Source organism: Streptomyces sp. NBC_01017 (genome assembly GCF_045162795.1).
In the GTDB taxonomy this organism is placed as follows: domain Bacteria; phylum Actinomycetota; class Actinomycetes; order Streptomycetales; family Streptomycetaceae; genus Streptomyces; species Streptomyces machairae.
Map to the genome: position 1 here is coordinate 3472983 of NZ_CP108683.1, position 17355 is coordinate 3490337.

Annotated in this window: 15 protein-coding genes; 5 read left to right on the plus strand and 10 right to left on the minus strand. The window is 70.8% G+C overall.

What is annotated here, in order from left to right; all coding sequences use genetic code 11:
* Nucleotides 1-49: 49 nt before the first annotated feature.
* The 3 genes from OG331_RS15765 to rimP all read right to left on the minus strand — a co-directional run bounded on the left by OG331_RS15765 (nucleotide 50) and on the right by rimP (nucleotide 1944).
* The gene (locus tag OG331_RS15765) at nucleotides 50-346 is read right to left on the minus strand and encodes a YlxR family protein (protein ID WP_328878873.1); all 297 of its coding nucleotides are present in this window, start codon (nucleotides 344-346) and stop codon (nucleotides 50-52) included.
* A gap of 102 nt (nucleotides 347-448) precedes the next feature.
* Nucleotides 449-1435 carry a transcription termination factor NusA gene (gene nusA / locus OG331_RS15770; RefSeq protein WP_328878874.1) on the minus strand — a complete coding sequence of 329 codons (987 nt, stop codon included), beginning with the start codon at nucleotides 1433-1435 and terminating at the stop codon, nucleotides 449-451.
* Nucleotides 1436-1437: 2 nt separating this feature from the next.
* Nucleotides 1438-1944: a ribosome maturation factor RimP gene (gene rimP / locus OG331_RS15775; RefSeq protein WP_406196497.1), complete on the minus strand. Its 507-nt coding sequence runs from the start codon at nucleotides 1942-1944 to the stop codon at nucleotides 1438-1440.
* A 222-nt stretch (nucleotides 1945-2166) separates the two neighbouring features.
* Here rimP and OG331_RS15780 point away from each other — a divergent pair, with 222 nt between their 5' ends.
* From OG331_RS15780 to OG331_RS15790, 3 genes are read left to right on the plus strand one after another with little or no spacing between them, the layout of a single operon-like run.
* Nucleotides 2167-2718: a hypothetical protein gene (locus OG331_RS15780; protein ID WP_406196500.1), complete on the plus strand. Its 552-nt coding sequence runs from the start codon at nucleotides 2167-2169 to the stop codon at nucleotides 2716-2718.
* Complete coding sequence (locus OG331_RS15785; RefSeq protein WP_363048893.1) at nucleotides 2715-3182, plus strand: ferritin-like domain-containing protein; 468 nt, start codon at nucleotides 2715-2717, stop codon at nucleotides 3180-3182. Before OG331_RS15780 ends, OG331_RS15785 begins: the two co-directional genes overlap by 4 nt.
* A gap of 27 nt (nucleotides 3183-3209) precedes the next feature.
* Nucleotides 3210-4109 carry an aminoglycoside phosphotransferase family protein gene (locus OG331_RS15790; protein WP_406196503.1) on the plus strand — a complete coding sequence of 300 codons (900 nt, stop codon included), beginning with the start codon at nucleotides 3210-3212 and terminating at the stop codon, nucleotides 4107-4109.
* A gap of 81 nt (nucleotides 4110-4190) precedes the next feature.
* Here OG331_RS15790 and OG331_RS15795 read toward each other — a convergent pair whose 3' ends face one another.
* The 7 genes from OG331_RS15795 to OG331_RS15825 all read right to left on the minus strand — a co-directional run bounded on the left by OG331_RS15795 (nucleotide 4191) and on the right by OG331_RS15825 (nucleotide 13739).
* Nucleotides 4191-5894, minus strand: coding sequence for a proline--tRNA ligase (locus OG331_RS15795; RefSeq protein WP_406196506.1), 1704 nt, complete (start codon nucleotides 5892-5894; stop codon nucleotides 4191-4193).
* Nucleotides 5895-5966: 72 nt separating this feature from the next.
* Nucleotides 5967-6533 carry a GNAT family N-acetyltransferase gene (locus OG331_RS15800; protein WP_406196509.1) on the minus strand — a complete coding sequence of 189 codons (567 nt, stop codon included), beginning with the start codon at nucleotides 6531-6533 and terminating at the stop codon, nucleotides 5967-5969.
* A 140-nt stretch (nucleotides 6534-6673) separates the two neighbouring features.
* Nucleotides 6674-7522: a GNAT family N-acetyltransferase gene (locus OG331_RS15805; RefSeq protein WP_406196511.1), complete on the minus strand. Its 849-nt coding sequence runs from the start codon at nucleotides 7520-7522 to the stop codon at nucleotides 6674-6676.
* Between the two features lie 237 nt (nucleotides 7523-7759).
* A complete protein-coding gene (gene ispG / locus OG331_RS15810; RefSeq protein ID WP_406196513.1) occupies nucleotides 7760-8917 on the minus strand; it encodes a flavodoxin-dependent (E)-4-hydroxy-3-methylbut-2-enyl-diphosphate synthase in 1158 nt (385 codons plus the stop codon).
* A 202-nt stretch (nucleotides 8918-9119) separates the two neighbouring features.
* Nucleotides 9120-10412, minus strand: a complete 1293-nt coding sequence (locus OG331_RS15815; protein WP_406210052.1) for a M50 family metallopeptidase — start codon at nucleotides 10410-10412, stop codon at nucleotides 9120-9122.
* Nucleotides 10413-10420: 8 nt separating this feature from the next.
* Nucleotides 10421-11677, minus strand: a complete 1257-nt coding sequence (gene dxr / locus OG331_RS15820; RefSeq protein WP_406196516.1) for a 1-deoxy-D-xylulose-5-phosphate reductoisomerase — start codon at nucleotides 11675-11677, stop codon at nucleotides 10421-10423.
* A gap of 127 nt (nucleotides 11678-11804) precedes the next feature.
* A complete protein-coding gene (locus tag OG331_RS15825) occupies nucleotides 11805-13739 on the minus strand; it encodes an acyl-CoA dehydrogenase family protein (protein ID WP_406196519.1) in 1935 nt (644 codons plus the stop codon).
* Between the two features lie 358 nt (nucleotides 13740-14097).
* Here OG331_RS15825 and OG331_RS15830 point away from each other — a divergent pair, with 358 nt between their 5' ends.
* Both OG331_RS15830 and OG331_RS15835 read left to right on the plus strand, forming a co-directional pair.
* Nucleotides 14098-15114, plus strand: a complete 1017-nt coding sequence (locus tag OG331_RS15830; protein WP_406196522.1) for a LacI family DNA-binding transcriptional regulator — start codon at nucleotides 14098-14100, stop codon at nucleotides 15112-15114.
* A gap of 97 nt (nucleotides 15115-15211) precedes the next feature.
* On the plus strand, nucleotides 15212-17260 hold the full coding sequence (locus OG331_RS15835; protein WP_406196526.1) for a TIM-barrel domain-containing protein: 2049 nt from the start codon (nucleotides 15212-15214) through the stop codon (nucleotides 17258-17260).
* Nucleotides 17261-17355: the final 95 nt, after the last annotated feature.

The window sequence follows — 17355 nt, forward strand, 5'->3', positions numbered from 1 at the left end:
TCCAACTCGCGGGGTACCTGGGCCGCGCGGGGGTCCCGCACGACGCTTCTTACGGTGTTGCCTGCTCAGCAACTGTTGTCTGCTCGACGTACTGGCGCAACGCCTTTGTGTCGAGCGCTCCCGGGGCGCGCAACGCCCGCGTGAACGCCCGGCGGCGCACCGCCTGGTCAAGACAGACCAGAGCGGGGTGTACGTACGCACCCCGGCCGGGCAGCGTACCGCGAGGATCAGGGGCGCACTCGCCCTTGATCGCCACGATCCGCAGCAGATCAGCCTTGGCCGCTCGCTCCCGGCACCCCACACAGGTGCGTTCAGGGCATGCGCGGACGCGTGTCCGGCCAGACACTCTTAAGTCTACCTCCCCGTAGCGACCTCACCCCTTTGGGGCAGGATTCGAACAGTTGCCGGGCGATAACGTGACGTGATCTGAGCGACCTGCGGCCTGGATCTATTCCCCGGCCTGCTCGGTGTCCGGCCGGATGTCGATCCGCCAGCCGGTCAGCCGGGCCGCCAGCCGGGCGTTCTGCCCTTCCTTGCCGATCGCCAGTGACAGCTGGTAGTCGGGCACCGTCACGCGCGCGGAGCGGGCCGCCATGTCCACGACCTCCACCTTGGAGACCCGGGCCGGCGACAGCGCGTTCGCCACCATCTCGGCCGGGTCGTCCGACCAGTCGACGATGTCGATCTTCTCGCCGTTCAGCTCGCCCATCACATTGCGCACCCGGCCGCCCATGGGGCCGATGCAGGCACCCTTGGCGTTCAGGCCGCTGCGGGTGGACCGGACGGCGATCTTCGTGCGGTGACCGGCCTCGCGGGCGATGGCGGCGATCTCGACGGATCCGTCGGCGATCTCCGGCACCTCCAGGGCGAAGAGCTTCTTCACCAGGTTCGGGTGCGTGCGCGAGAGGGTCACGGACGGGCCGCGGACGCCCTTGGCCACTCGTACGACGTACGACCGGATGCGCATGCCGTGCGGATACGTCTCGCCCGGGACCTGCTCCTGCACCGGCAGGATGGCCTCCAGCTTGCCGATGTCCACGAGGACGTTCTTCGGGTCGCGGCCCTGCTGGACCACGCCGGTGACGATGTCGCCCTCGCGGCCGGCGTACTCGCCGAGCGTCGCGTCGTCCTCGGCGTCGCGCAGCCGCTGCAGGATGACCTGCTTGGCGGTGGTGGCGGCGATACGGCCGAAGCCGGACGGGGTGTCGTCGAACTCGCGGGCCTCCTGGCCCTCCTCGAGGTCCTCGGGGTCCTCCTTCGCCCACACGGTCACATGGCCGGTCTCCCGGTTCAGCTCCACGCGCGCGTGGCGGCGGCTTCCATCGGTGCGGTGGTAGGCGATGAGGAGGGCCGACTCGATCGCCTCGACCAGCAGGTCGAAGGAGATCTCCTTCTCCCGTACCAAGCCCCGCAGGGCGCTCATGTCGATGTCCACGGCTACGCCTCCTCTTCCTTCTCGTCCTTGCTGTCCTTGCGATTGAACTCGACCTGCACGCGCGCCTTGTCGATGTCCGCGAAGCCGAGTCTGCGGGAGGTGGCCTTGCGGCCCTTCACTCCCGGCACTTCGAGGTCGAGGCCCTCGTCGTCGACGTCCAGGATCCGGGCCACCAGCTCGCCGCCCTCGGCCAGTTGGAACTTCACGAGCCGGTCGACGGCGCGCACGTAGTGCCGGTGTTCCGTGAGGGGGCGCTCCGCGCCGGGGGTTCCGACCTCGAGGGTGTACTCCCCCTCGCCCATCGCGTCCGTCTCGTCGAGCTTCGCCGAGAGCGCGCGGCTCACATCGGCGATCCGGTCCAGGTCGGCACCGGTGTCAGAGTCCACGACGACGCGCAGCACACGCTTGCGTCCGACGGAGTCCACTGCGATCTCTTCGAGGTCCAGGCCCTGAGAGCTGACGAGCGGTTCCAGTAGTTCTCGCAGCCTCTCGCTCTGGGTGGTGCTCATCCGGGTGACTCCTCGGCCGCGTGTGCTGTTGTGGGATGGGGCGCGTGTCTGGTCAAAGGGTATCGGGTCGCGAGGACTGTTGCCGTCCACCTGCGAACGAGCGGTGCCGATGAGTGGTGCCGTCCGCTTGCGCGGGTACGGTGATCACGGGCCTGCGGCCCGCTGACTTCTGTAACCGCTTTCACAGCCGCCTTCCGTACGAGTTCCCCGAGGACGTCTGCCGTGCCGTACCCCCCGCCGCCGCGCTCCGCCTCAGGACCGCGCAGAAGAACCCTGCTCGCCTCGGCCGCCGGAGCCGCGCTGCTGGTGGGCTGCTCCCCCGGCTCCGACGACTCGGACGGCGGCACCAGCGGCAGCCCGTCGGTCGCCGAGCGGGCACGCGCGCGTGCGGCCGGGGACAGCGCGGGGCTGGTCGAGCGCTACGACGCGGTGCTCGCCGCCCATCCCGTGCTCACGGAACTGCTGGGGCCGTTGCGGGCGGCGGCCGTACGGCACGCGGAGGCGTTCGGGGGTGGCCGAAAGGCATCGGACAGCGCGTCGCCCTCCGGGTCGCCGGCATCTTCCGCTTCGCCGTCGCCTTCCGGGTCGCCGTCGGCCGTCGTCCCCCTCGACGAGAGGGCGGCCCTCGCCGAGCTCGCCGCCGCGGAACGGGCGCTCGCGGACCGGCGGGCCAAGGCGTTGCTGGACGTACCGGGCGAACTGGCGCGGCTGCTGGCCTCGGTGGCCGCGGCGGGGGCGGCACACGCGTATCTGCTGAACGAGGGGGCCAAGTGAGCGAGTCCGGCAAGAAGGAGCAGCTGAAGGCCCTGCAGGCGGCGCTCGCCGCCGAGCACGCGGCGGTGTACGGGTACGGCGTCGTCGGCGGCCGGATCAGCCAGGAGCAGCGTTCTCAGGCCCGCGCGGCCTACGACGCGCACCGGGCGCGGCGGGACGCGCTGGCGCGCGAGGTGCGCGACCTCGGTTCCGAGCCGGTCGCGGCGAGCCCCGCGTACGCGCTGCCGTTCCCGGTGTCGGACGCACCCGCGGCCGTGCGGTTCGCCGCCGGGCTGGAGGACCGGATGGCCGCGGTGTACTCCGACCTGGTGCGGGCGGCCGAGGGTGAGCTGCGGGGTACCGCGGCCGAGGCGCTGCGGGAGGCGGCGGTGCGGGCGGTGCGCTGGCGGGGCGAGAGCGTAGCCTTCCCTGGGCTCGCCGAGCGGGCGGCCACGACGTCCGCCTCGCCGATGCCCTCGGCATGACCCGCATCTGAAGGGAACTACTCGCGCATGGCTTTCGAACCGCCGCAGCGTCTGGTCAAGGCGCTCGGTGAGACGGCACCGGACGGTGACGACTGGTTGGTGAAGCTGCCGGAGGCGGCCCACCAGGCCGTCGCGCTACGCGAGTTGACCGTTGAGCGGGTGCAGATGCCGGGCGGGCGCAGCAGCCTGGTGGTGCTGGTGCGGCGCGCTGACGGAACCCCCGCCGTGCTGAAGCTGGCCCCGCCGCGGGCCCGTCCGCGGAGCGAGCGGGCGGCGCTGGCGCACTGGGGAGGCGTGGGGGCCGTGCACCTGCTCGACGAGCCCGCTGTCGAGGGTGTGCTGTTGCTGGAGCGGCTGCATCCGGATGTGTCGGTGCGGTCGTTGCCCGAGGCGAAGGCGCTGCTGGAGGCGGCGGGTACGCTGCGGCGGCTGTGGGTCGAGCCACCCGGCGATCACCCCTTCGAGACGGTCGCCGAGCGGACCGGCCGGCAGGCCGACGCGATGCGGGCGACCGCGGCCGCCGATGCCGAGGTGATTCCGCTGGTCGACGCCGCGCTCGCCGCCCGCGAGGAGTTGCTGGCCGCGCCGCCCGAGCGGCGGTTGCTGCACGGGACGTTCCGGCAGAGCAAGGTGCTGGCCGGGGAGCGGATGCCGTGGCTTGCGGTGGGGCCGGACCCGGTGATCGGTGAGTGTGCGTTCGATCTGGCGCGGTTGGTGCGGGACCGGGTGGAGGATCTGATCGCCTCGCCGTCGGGGGCCGCGACGACCCGGCGGCGGGTCAAGCGGCTTGCGGAGTCGCTGGACGTGGATCAGGAGCGGCTGCGGGGGTGGACGTTGTTCCGGGCCGTGGAGTCGGGCGTGCGGGCTCGGCGGGTCGGGCGGGCCCAGGACGCGGAGTTGTTGCTGGAGTTCGCCGGCTGGCTCTGAGCCGGCCCGGGTACGCCAGGCAGGGCGCACCGTCCTCCGTGCGGCGCCTTGAGCCGCACGGAGGACTGCCGCGGAGAGCCCTTACGCGGTGAGGCGGGCGATCGCCTCGTCGACCGTCAGTTCCTCGCGCTCGCCGGTCCTGCGGTCCTTGAGCTCGACGACGCCCTCGGCCGCGCGCCGGCCGGCGACCAGGATCTGCGGTACGCCGATCAGCTCCGAGTCCGTGAACTTCACGCCCGGCGAGACGCCCGCGCGGTCGTCGCACAGGACACGCAGGCCGGCCGCGGACAGCTTCTCGGAGACGTCGAGGGCGAGTTCGGTCTGCAGGGCCTTGCCGGCGGCGACCACGTGCACGTCGGCCGGGGCGACCTCGGCGGGCCAGCACAGCCCCTTGTCGTCGGCGGTCTGCTCGGCGAGGGCCGCGACGGCGCGGGAGACGCCGATGCCGTAGGAGCCCATGGTCACGCGGACCGGCTTGCCGTTCTGGCCGAGGACGTCGAGCTTCAGCGCGTCCGCGTACTTGCGGCCCAGCTGGAAGATGTGGCCGATCTCGATGGCGCGGTCGAGCTTGAGGCCGGTGCCGCAGTTCGGGCAGGGGTCGCCCTCCTGGACGACCACGACGTCGACGTACTCGTCGACCTCGAAGTCACGGCCCGCGACGACGTTCTTCGCGTGCGTGCCCTCCTTGTTGGCGCCGGTGATCCAGGAGGTACCGGGGGCCACGCGCGGGTCGGCGAGGTACTTGACCTTCTCGCCCAGGCCCTGCGGGCCGACGTAGCCGCGGACCAGGTCCGGGCGCCCGGCGAAGTCCGCCTCGGTGACCATCTCGACGACGGCCGGGGCGAAGTGCGCCTCGACCTTGCCCATGTCGACCTCGCGGTGACCGGGGACACCGACGGCGACGATCTCGCCGTCGACCTTCACGAGAAGGTTCTTCAGGGTGTCGGCGGCCTGGACGCCGAGGTGGGCGGCGAGGGTCTCGATGGTGGGGGTGTCGGGGGTCGGGATCTCTTCGAGGGCGGGCACGCCTTCGGCGTCCACGGGCTTCAGCGCGTACGTGATGGCCTCGGTGTTCGCCGCGAAGTCGCAGTTCGGGCAGTCGGCGAAGGTGTCCTCGCCGGCCTCGGCCGGGGCGAGGAACTCCTCGGACTTCGAGCCGCCCATGGCGCCGGCGGTGGCGGCGCAGATGCGGTAGTCGAGGCCGAGGCGCTCGAAGACGCGCTGGTAGGCCTGGCGGTGCAGGGCGTAGGACTGGCCGAGGCCCTCGTCGTCGGTGTCGAAGGAGTACGAGTCCTTCATCAGGAACTCACGGCCGCGCAGGATGCCGGCCCGCGGGCGGGCCTCGTCGCGGTACTTGTGCTGGATCTGGTAGAGGATGACCGGCAGGTCCTTGTAGGAGGACGCCTGGTCCTTCACCAGCAGGGTGAAGATCTCCTCGTGGGTCGGACCGAGCAGGTAGTCGCCGCCCTTGCGGTCCTTCAGACGGAACAGCTCCTGGCCGTACTCGTCCCAGCGGCCCGTCGCGTCGTACGGCTCACGCGGCAGCAGGGCGGGGAGCAGCACTTCCTGGGCGCCGATGGCGTCCATCTCCTCGCGGACGATGCGCTCCACGTTGGCGAGGACCCGCTTGCCGAGGGGCAGCCACGACCAGATGCCGGCCGCGGTGCGGCGGACGTAGCCGGCGCGGACGAGCAGCTTGTGACTGAGGACCTCGGCGTCCGCCGGGTCGTCGCGCAGCGTCTTCGCCATCAACTGGGACATGCGCTGGACCGGTGCGTTCGCCATGGTTTCCGTACTCCTGCTGGGTAAGGGTTATGGCAGGAGGTTAGCCGGGCGGGACGGGGCGGTGGAAATCGGTTAACGGCGGCGGAGCGGGAGCGGGGCGCCCATCACGGCGTACGGCTTCGGGGCGCTGGGGAAGAGGACCTGGCGGGCGAGGTCCTGATAGCCGAGGGAGCGGTAGAGGCCGCGGGCGGGGCTTTCCACGTCGATCGCCGAGAGGATCGAGCGGGGTTCGAGGGCGCCGTCCGTGATCGTGGTGATCAGGCGGCGGCCGACGCCGCGGTTCTGGTAGCCCGGGTGGACGTGGAGTTCCGTGATGACGAAGGAGTTGTCGAGCCAGTCGTCGTAGCCGGTGGCCCGCAGGTAGGGCTCCACGATGGTGGACCACCAGTGGGTGCGGTCGTTCGGCATGCCGTAGACGAATCCGATGAGGCGCCCGCCGCTGGTGGCGCCGAGGGCCCTTGCGCCCGGGTAGGTCATGTGGCGCAGGACGATCTGGCGGCGTACGGCCACCTCGTCGGGGCCGAGGCCGAACGCCACGGCTTGGACTGCGAGGGCTTCGTCGACGTGGGTGGCGAGGTCCAGGGGGCCGATCACGATGTCGTCTGGTTGGCGGCGGTGTGCGTGACCGGGAAGGCGCATGTGGGGAGCCTACAGGGGGCTTCGCGCTGAATTCCGGGTGCGGCATCCGTGGTTGCTCGCCCCCACGCGGCGGAGCCGCACATCGATGGGCCCCGCGCCCCTGGGGGCGTTGCAGCGCCCTCCGCCGCAAGGGAACGTCGTCAGAACAGGACGCTCATGAAGGCGCCGGTCTCCTGGAAGCCCACCCTGTGGTACGTCCGTCTCGCCGCCGTGTTGAAGTCGTTCACGTAGAGGCTCACCACCGGGGCGACGTCGGCCAGGGCGTAGCGCAGTACCGCTGCCATGCCGGGGGCCGCCAGGCCCTGGCCCCGGTACTCGGGGGCCACCCAGACGCCCTGGATCTGGCAGGCCCTGTTCGTGGCGGCGCCGATCTCGGCCTTGAAGACGACCTTGCCGGTGTGGTCGAGGCGGGCGAAGGAGCGGCCGGAGCCGACGAGTTCGGCGACCCGGGCCTGGTAGAGGAGGCCGCCGTCGCCGGCCATCGGGGAGACGCCGACCTCCTCGGTGAACATCGCCACGCACGCCGGCATGATCGTCTCCATCTCGTCCTTGCGGATGCGGCGGACGTACGGATCCGGGGTGATGTCGGTCGGCAAGCGGTCGGTGATCATGAGGGGCTGGTGGGCACGGACGTCCCGGGCCGGGCCCCAGTTGGGTTCCAGCAGGCGCCACAGCTGGGCGGTGGACTCGGCGGGGCCGACGATGGAGGAGCAGCGGCGGCCCGCCCGCCGGGCCCGGTCGGCGAAGGCCCGTACCGCGCGTGGACCCGCGCAGATCGGGACGAGGTTGGCGCCCGCGTAGCACAGGGAGGTGAGCATGCCGCCCTCGTACCAGCCCCACATCTCGCCGCCGAGGCGCCACGGGTCGAGGCCGGCGATCTGGACGCGGGACGTCACAAAGGCGTTCGCGACCGGCTCGCGGTCGAGGACGGCGAGCGCGGCGTCCAGGTCGCTCGGTTCGAGCACCCGTGAGGTGGTCTGGGTCAACACGTACGGGGCCTCACGCTGGGGTTCTGCTGGTCCCCGCACTGTACCTGCGGAAGCTTTGCCGCGCCGCCGCTTGGCTGCGCCGCTGGGCCGGGCGCCTATGAGCTCGGGGCGCTGGGGAGAATGGCGACTGCGGGTGGGTGGGGGCTGGCCGCGCAGTTCCCCGCGCCCGTGGGGCCTGCGGCCCCCAAAAGCCCGTCCGGCGTTTGAGGACGAGGCCCGTTCAGGGCGAGAAACCTCTCAGCCCGCCACCGCGACCGACGGCTCGCCGCTCGCCACGCCGTCCGCCTCCATCTGTTCGGCCAGCTTCATGGCCTCCTCGATGAGGGTCTCGACGATCTTGGACTCGGGGACGGTCTTGATGACCTCGCCCTTGACGAAGATCTGGCCCTTGCCGTTGCCGGATGCGACGCCGAGGTCGGCCTCGCGGGCCTCGCCGGGGCCGTTCACGACGCAGCCCATGACGGCCACGCGGAGCGGGACGTCCATGCCCGTGAGGCCTGCCGTGACCTCCTCGGCGAGCTTGTAGACGTCGACCTGGGCGCGGCCGCAGGACGGGCAGGAGACGATCTCCAGGCCGCGCTGCTTGAGGTTCAGGGACTCCAGGATCTGGATGCCCACCTTGACCTCCTCGGCCGGCGGGGCCGAGAGGGACACGCGGATGGTGTCGCCGATGCCCTGGGACAGCAGGGCGCCGAAGGCCACGGCCGACTTGATCGTGCCCTGGAACGCCGGGCCCGCCTCGGTCACGCCGAGGTGGAGGGGGTAGTCGCACTGGGCGGCCAGCTGCCGGTACGCCTCGACCATCACGACCGGGTCGTTGTGCTTCACCGAGATCTTGATGTCCCGGAAGTCGTGCTCCTCGAAGAGGGACGCCTCCCACAGGGCGGACTCGGCGAGCGCCTCGGGCGTCGCCTTGCCGTACTTCTGGAGCAGCCGGCGGTCCAGCGAGCCGGCGTTCACGCCGATGCGGATCGGCGTGCCGTGGTCCTTCGCGGCCCGCGCGATCTCCTTGACCTTGTCGTCGAACTGCTTGATGTTGCCGGGGTTCACGCGGACCGCCGCACAGCCGGCCTCGATCGCCGCGAACACGTACTTCGGCTGGAAGTGGATGTCCGCGATCACCGGGATCTGGGACTTGCGGGCGATCGTCGCGAGGGCGTCCGCGTCGTCCTGCGTCGGGCAGGCCACGCGCACGATCTGGCAGCCGGAGGCCGTGAGCTCCGCGATCTGCTGGAGAGTGGCGCCGATGTCGGACGTACGCGTCGTCGTCATCGACTGGACCGAGACCGGCGCGTCTCCGCCGACCGCCACGGTACCGACCTGGATCTGGCGGCTCCGCCGCCGCTCGGCGAGCCTGGTCGGAACGGACGGCATGCCGAGAGAAATCGCAGTCATCTGCTGTGCAACCCCAAGTCGTGGATCAAGATCCGGTCCCGTCAGCAGCGGGCTCCAGGCTTCGAGATTACGGCACCGCCCCTCACCCCAGCACTCCCCCACCTCGAATGCACTCGGCGGGGGGACCCCCATGGCCCGTAAACCCACTCAATGGAAGGCGGCCCGGGACATACGATCCCGGGCCGCCTCGAACTCCATGTGACTAGGAGATTCTGACTGGGTTAACCACGTCCGCCACGAGCACGAGCAGCGTGAAGCAGACGAAGATTCCGGCCACCACGTAGGCCACCGGCATCAGCTTCGCCACATCGAACGGACCGGGGTCCGGGCGGCGCAGCACCTTGGCCGCGTTGCGGCGCAGCGACTCCCACAGGGCGCCCGCGATGTGGCCGCCGTCGAGCGGCAGCAGCGGGAGCATGTTGAAGAGGAACAGGGAGAGGTTGAAGCCGGCCAGGAGGAAGACGAACGTGGCCAGCTGCTGCGACGCCGGGATGTCCAGCGTCGCGATCTCGCCGCTCACCCGCGCCGCGCCCACGATGCCCATCGGGGAGTCCGGTTCGCGCTCGCCGTCGCCGAAGGCCGCGTCCCACAGGGCGGGGACCTTGGAGGGCAGGGCGATGAGTGAGTCGACGGCCTCGCCGACCCGGTCGGACATCCAGGTCACCGAGTCGCCGAAGTCCTGTTTGACGACGCCGGTGGCGGCGCTGAAGCCGAGGAAGCCGGCCTGGACGTAGTCGTCCTTGACGTAGGCCCCGCTCGCGTCCTTCTTCACGACCCAGTTGGTGGCGATCTTCGCGTGCAGGGTCACTTGCTCGCCCTTGCGGTCGACGACGATCGGCACCTCCTTGCCGGCGCTGTTGCGGATGAGGTCGGAGAGGGAGTTCCACTCCTCGGTCGGTACCCCGCCGAAGGAGACGATCTTGTCGCCGGCCTTCATGCCCGCGGCGGCGGCCGGGGACTTGGGGTCGGAGGCCTTGCACTCGTCGCGGTTCTGGGTCTGGGCGATGACGCACGGGGAGACCGAGCTCACGGTGGTCGTCTGCTGCTGGATGCCGAAGCCCATCAGCACGGTGAGGAACAGGGCCACCGCGAGGATGAGGTTCATGAAGGGGCCCGCGAACATCACGATGACCCGCTTCCACGGCTTGCGCGTGTAGAAGAGGCGGTTCTCGTCACCCGGCTTGAGCTCTTCGAACGCGGCCGAGCGGGCGTCCTCGATCATGCCGCGCCAGGGGGATGTGGAGCGGGCCTCCAGGCGGCCGTCCGGTCCCGGCGGGAACATGCCGATCATGCGGATGTAGCCACCGAACGGGATCGCCTTGATGCCGTACTCGGTCTCGCCCTTGTTCCGCGACCAGATGGTGGGGCCGAAGCCGACCATGTACTGCGGCACGCGGATGCCGAACAGCTTGGCCGTGGACAGGTGGCCCAGCTCGTGCCAGGCGATCGAGGCGAGCAGCCCGACCGCGAACAGCACTATGCCGAGGATGAACATCAGGGTCGTCATGCACGGGCCTCCGCCGTGTGTGCCGCCAGTTCCTGTGCCCGCCTGCGGGCCCAGGTCTCCGCTTCGAGGACGTCCGCGACGGTGAGCGAAGTTCCCGCGCGCGGGGTGCCGTGCTCCTCCACCACCCGGGTCACGGTCTCCATGATCCCGTTGAACGGCAGCGCGCCGGCCCGGAAGGCCTCCACGCACTCCTCGTTTGCCGCATTGAACACCGCCGGTGCCGTGCCCGCGAGCTCGCCCACCTGACGCGCCAGGTTGACCGAGGGGAACGCGTCGTTGTCGAGGGGGAAGAACTCCCACGTCGACGCCTTGCTCCAGTCGAACGTCGGCGCGGCGTCGGGGATGCGCTCCGGCCAGCCGAGGCCGATGGCGATCGGCCCGCGCATGTCGGGGGGCGTCGCCTGGGCGATCGTGGATCCGTCGGTGAACTCAACCATCGAGTGAACATACGACTGGGGATGCACGACCACCTCAATGCGGTCGAAGGAAATGTCGTAGAGGAGGTGCGCCTCGATGACCTCCAGGCCCTTGTTGACGAGGGTCGCGGAGTTGATCGTGATCACCGGGCCCATGGCCCAGGTGGGGTGGGCGAGGGCGTCCTCGACGGTCACTTGAGCCAGGTCCGCCTTCGTGCGGCCCCGGAACGGCCCCCCGGACGCCGTGACGACCAGCTTCCGTACGTCTGCCCTCGTCCCGGACGCCAGCGCCTGGAACAGGGCCGCGTGCTCGGAGTCGACCGGGATGATCTGCCCGGGCTTGGCGAGCGCCTTGACCAGCGGGCCGCCGACGATCAGGGACTCCTTGTTGGCGAGCGCGAGTGTGCGGCCCGCCTCCAGGGCGGCGAGGGTGGGGGCGAGGCCGATGGAGCCGGTGATGCCGTTCAGGACGGTGTGGCAGTCGGAGGCGGCGACCTGGGTGGCCGCCTCGGGGCCCGCGAGGATCTCGGGGAGCGGCTCCCCCGTGCCGTACTGGGCCTGCAGGGCCTCCCGCAGCGCCGGTACGACGTCCTCGCGGGCTACCGCGACGGTCCGCGCCTTCAGCCGGTACGCCTGCTCGGCGAGGAGGGCGACCCGGCCGCCGTTGGCGGACAGGGCGGTGACCCGGAACCGGTCGGGGTTGCGCAGCACGAGGTCGATGGCCTGGGTGCCGATCGAGCCGGTGGAGCCGAGGATCACCACGTCCTTCGGGCCGTCGCCCGCTACGGGGTCGTAGACCAGATGCGGGTCGGCGAGTGGGGCTGGACTGTCGCTCATTCCCCCATTGTGGCCGGAAGGACCGACAGGGAGGACAGGGCATCCCCATCCGGCAGGTAACAGGATGGTGAGGGGTCACTGCGGGCAGTGACCCCTCACGGACTCCCGGGCCCTCTCGGGCCGTCGGTCACCTGATCGGACGGTGCACGTTCTCCCGCTCGCTCGGGCCCGGCGTCGCGTCGGCGATCCAGGGGGCGCCGTCGTCCGACGGGTCGACGATGCCCTGCTCCAGCCACTCGTACGTGCCCGACATCACGCCCTTGACGACCTTCCGGTCCAGGTCGTCGGTGTTGGACCACAGGCGCCCGAAGAGCTCCTCGATCCGCAGGCGGGCCTGCTGGCAGAAGGCGTCGGCGAGCTGGTAGGCCTCCCGGCCGTGCTCGCCCTGGCCGCGCAGGTGCTCGGCACGCACGCACACCGCGCTCATGGCGAACAGCTCGGCGCCGATGTCGACGACACGGCCCAGGAAGCCCTGCTTGGTCTCCATGCGGCCCTGCCAGCGGGACATGCCGTAGAAGGTGGAGCGGGCGAGTTTGCGGGACGTGCGTTCGACGTAGCGAAGGTGCGGGGAGAGGTCGACGCCGCGTTTGAACTCACCGTACGAATACGGCAGTTGTCCCTGGCCGGCGACCAGCTTCGGCAGCCACTTGGCGTAGAAGACGCCGGCGTTCGCACCCGCCTTCGCCTTGTCCTGGAGGGACTTGTCGGGGTCGATGAGGTCACCGGCGACCGACAGGTGGGCGTCGACGGCCTCGCGGGCGATCAGGAGGTGCATGATCTCCGTCGAGCCCTCGAAGATGCGGTTGATGCGCAGGTCGCGCAGGACCTGCTCGGCCGCGACCGGGCGCTCGCCGCGGGCCCTGAGCGACTCGGCCGTCTCGAAGCCGCGGCCGCCGCGGATCTGGATGAGTTCGTCGGCGATCGTCCAGGCCATCTCGGAGGCGTAGAGCTTGGCGAGGGCGCCTTCGATACGGATGTCGTTGCGGTCCTCGTCGGCCATCTGCGAGGCCAGGTCGGTGACGGCCTCCAGGGCGAAGGTGGTGGCCGCGATGAAGGAGATCTTCGAGCCGACGGCCTCGTGGTGGGCGAGCGGCTTGCCCCACTGCTCGCGGGCCGCGGACCACTCGCGGGCGATCTTCAGGCACCACTTGCCGGCGGCGACGCAGGACGCGGGGAGCGAGAGCCGCCCGGTGTTCAGGGTCGTGAGGGCGATCTTCAGGCCCGAGCCTTCGGGGCCGATGCGGTTGGCGGCGGGGACGCGGACCTGGTGGAAGCGGGTGACGCCGTTCTCGATGCCGCGCAGGCCCATGAAGGCGTTGCGGTTCTCGACGGTGATGCCGGGCGAGTTGGTCTCCACGACGAAGGCGGTGATGCCGCCCTTGTGGCCCTCGGACTTCGGCACCCGGGCCATGACGACGAGGAGGTCGGCGACCACGCCGTTGGTCGTCCACAGCTTGACCCCGTCGAGGACGTAGTCGTCCCCGTCGGGAACGGCGGAGGTGGCCAGGCGCGCCGGGTCGGAGCCCACGTCGGGCTCGGTCAGCAGGAAGGCGCTGATGTCGGTGCGGGCGCAGCGCGGCAGGAACCGCTCCTTCTGTTCGGGGGTGCCGAACAACTTGAGCGGCTGCGGTACGCCGATCGACTGATGGGCGGAGAGCAGCACGCCGATCGCGGGGGACGCCGAGCCGGCCAGGGTGAGGGCCTTGTTGTAGTAGACCTGGCCGAGGCCGAGCCCGCCGTACTTGGTGTCGATCTTCATGCCGAAGGCGCCGATTTCCTTCAGCCCGTCGATCACGTCGTCGGGGATGCGCGACTCGCGCTCGATGAGGGCGCCGTCGACCTTCGTCTCGACGAAGTCGCGGAGCTTGGCGAGGAACTCCTCGCCGCGCTGGGCGGCCTCGTCGGTGGGCATGGGGTGGGGGTGGATGAGGTCGAGGCGGAAGCGGCCCAGGAACAGTTCCTTGGCGAAGCTGGGCTTGCGCCAGTCCTGCTGCCGGGCCTCCTCCGCCACCTGACGTGCCTCACGCTCAGTGACAGTGGGCTTCGTGGGTGCTGCGGACATGGGGCTCACCTCGCCGTGAATCGGGATCATGGGCCGTATTGGTTACCGACGGGTGCTACCCGATCGTATGTACCCGATTACGGGCGGGGCCACCACCCTGCGCGCGTCCGTTCAGCCGATGTTGACGGAGTACGCCTCGGTGTCCAGGCGGTCGGCGCCCGGAGAACGGGCGCGGTCAGCGGTGTTGCGACGGCAGGGCCGTCCGGGGGACGGTGCCCCTGGAGAGAAAAGCTGTCGAAGCGCTTCGACAACCTATGGACACCCGGCCTCGCCAGAGCTAGTGTCAAATCACCCTCACACCCGCCCCTGCACGCATCGGCGCACTGTCGAAGCGCTTCACAAGAGCTTGGAGAGCTGGATGGTCACCCTCGCCGAGGTCGCCCAGCACGCCGGAGTCTCGGCGAGCACGGTGAGCTATGTCCTCAGTGGCAAGCGGTCCATCTCCACGACCACCCGGCACCGGGTCGAGCAGAGCATCCGCGAACTCGGCTACCACCCGAACGCGGGCGCTCGTGCCCTGGCCAGCAGCAGGTCCAACATCATCGCGCTGATGATCCCGCTGCGCACCGACATGTATGTGCCGGTGATGATGGAGATCGCCATCGCGGTGGCCACCACGGCCCGCACGCACGGCTACGACGTCCTTTTGCTGACCGGCGAGGAGGGCCCCGACGCGGTGCGCCGCGTCACCGGCAGCGGACTCGCCGACGCGATGATCCTGATGGACGTCCAGCTGGACGACGAGCGGCTGCCGCTGCTGCGCGGCACCCACCAGCCGTCCGTGCTGATCGGGCTGCCCGCCGACACCTCCGGGCTGACCTGCGTCGACCTCGACTTCAAGGCGACCGGCGCGCTGTGCGTGGAGCATCTGGCGAAGCTGGGGCACCGCGACATCGCTGTCATCGGCGAGGCGCCGGCCGTCTATGAACGGCACACCGGTTTCGCGGAGCGCACGCTCGACGGACTGCGGCTGCGTTCCCAGGAGTTGGGGCTGCGGCTGCTGCACCGGCCCTGCGACGGCGGGTACGACGCGATGGCCGTCACCCTCGCCCGCATCCTCGACGAACGCCCGGGCACCACCGGGTTCGTCGTGCAGAACGAGTCGGCGGTCGAGCCGCTGCTCGCGCTGCTGCGCCAGCAGGGCCGTGCCGTGCCCGAGGACGTGTCGGTGGTCGGCATCTGTCCCGACCAGGTGGCCACCCAGGCCTCGGTGCGGCTGACGTCGGTCTCCATCCCCGCGCAGGAGATGGGCCGGCACGCCGTGGAACAGCTGGTCGCCAAGCTCGACGGACGCGGCAGCGACGAGGTGCTGCTGATCGCGCCCGAGTTGACGGTCCGGGCGAGCACGGGCCCGGCGCCGGCCGCCGCCCACTGACACCTCACCGCCGCCACCCCCACCGACCGCTGCACCGCCGTGCCCTCGCCGGGCACCCCCATGTCTGCATTCGCTGCCCTCCTGAGGAGCACACCTCGTGAATCAGCCTGCCGAAAACCAGCCCCAGCCAGGCACGGTCAGCCTCGCGCAGTCCTCCCCGACCGTCGGCACGTTCCGCGAGCGGGACGGCGCGCTGGAGTGGAGCGGCCGCCAGGAGACCGTACGCGTCGAGCCGTGGGGTCCGGACGCGGTCCGGGTGCGTGCCCGGCTCGGCGGCCCGGTCCTCGAAGGACTGCCGGGCGCGCTCCTGGAGTCCGCCCCGCCCACCGAGTCCGCCGTCAAGATCGAGGACGGGCTGGGCACGCTGACCGTCGGCGCCCTGACCGTCGAGGTCGACGCCGAGGGCCTGGTCCGGTTCCTGCGCACCTCGGACGGCGAGGAGGTGCTCGCCGAGGAGCGCGCCCACTTCTGGTGGCCCGGCCCGCGCCTCTACACCGCCGTGGGCAACGGCCACCACCGCCTGGAGCAGCGCTTCGCCGCGTACGACGACGAGAAGCTGTACGGCCTCGGCCAGCACCAGCACGGCCGCCTCGACCAGAAGGGCCTGGTCCTCGACCTCGTCCAGCGCAACGCCGAGGTCGGCATCCCGGTGCTGTCGTCCAGCCGGGGCTACACCCTGCTGTGGAACAACCCGGCGATCGGCCGCGTGGAGCTCGCGCACAACGGCACCCGGTGGGTCGCCGACTCGGCCCGCCAGATCGACTACTGGATCACCGCGGGCAGCCCGGCCGACGGCCAGCGGCGCTACAGCGCGGCGACGGGCCGTACGCCGATGCTGCCCGAGTGGGCGGCGGGCTTCTGGCAGTGCAAGCTGCGCTATCGCACGCAGGACGAACTCCTCGCGGTGGCGCGGGAGTACAAGCGCCGGGGCCTGCCCCTGTCGGCGATCGTCTGCGACTTCTTCCACTGGACGCACCTCGGCGACTGGAAGTTCGACCCCGCGGAGTGGCCCGACCCGGCGGCCATGGTCCGTGAACTGGCCGAACTGGGCGTCAAGTTGGTGGTCAGCGTCTGGCCGTCGGTGTCGCCGCTGAGCGAGAACCACGCCTTGATGGAGCAGCGCGGATACTTCATCGGCACCCAGTACGGCCCGATGGCACACGCCGACTGGCCCGACAAGGAGGTGGCCTCCACGGTCCAGGTGGCGTTCTACGACGCCACGAACCCGGACGCGCGTGAGTTCGTGTGGTCGAAGGTGCGCGACAACTACCTCGTCCCGTACGGCATCACGGCCTTCTGGCTGGACGCCTGCGAGCCGGAGCTGAAGCCGGGCTTCCAGGAGAACCTGCGCTACTGGACGGGGCCGGGCCTGGAGGTCGGCAACAGCTACCCGGCCGAGAACTCCCGCACCTTCCACGAGGGCCTGCGGGCACAGGGCGAGGAGGTCATCACCCTCAACCGTTCGGCCTGGGCGGGCAGTCAGCGCTACGGCGCCGCCCTGTGGTCGGGGGACATCGGCACCGACTTCCCGACCCTGCGCCGCCAGCTCGCGGCCGGACTCAACACCGCGCTGTCCGGCATCCCCTGGTGGAACACGGACATCGGCGGCTTCCATGGCGGCGACCCGGACGACCCGGCGTACCGCGAGGTCATGGTCCGCTGGTTCCAGTTCGGCGCGCTGTCCCCGCTGATGCGTCTGCACGGCTTCCGCGACCCGGGCACGCCGCTGGGCCCGGAGATGACCGGCGGCCCGAACGAGGTGTGGTCGTACGGCGAGGAGGCCGGCCCGATCCTGGAGAAGTACCTGCGGCTGCGCGAGCGCCTGAAGCCGTACGTCCTGGAGGTCATGCGCGAGGCCCACGAGGAGGGCCTGCCGGTGATGCGGCCGCTGTTCCTGGAGTTCCCGGACGACCCGGCGGCCTGGTCGGTCGACGACGCCTATCTCTTCGGCCGCGATCTGCTGGTCGCCCCGGTGCTGACGGCGGGCGCGACGACATGGACGACGTATCTCCCGGCGGGTGCGGTCTGGACGGATGCGTGGACCGGGGAGACGTACGAGGGCGGTGCGACCGTGACGGTCGACGCCCCGCTGGACCGCATCCCGCTGTTCCAGCGGGACGGGGCACGGCTGCCTGTGGCTCAGTAGCCGTGTCGGAGGGGGTGGCCGGACGGTGGAGGTCTTCCGGTCACCCCCTTTGCCCCTCGGCCGCCTGGCCACCTGACCAACTTCCCTGTCCAGCA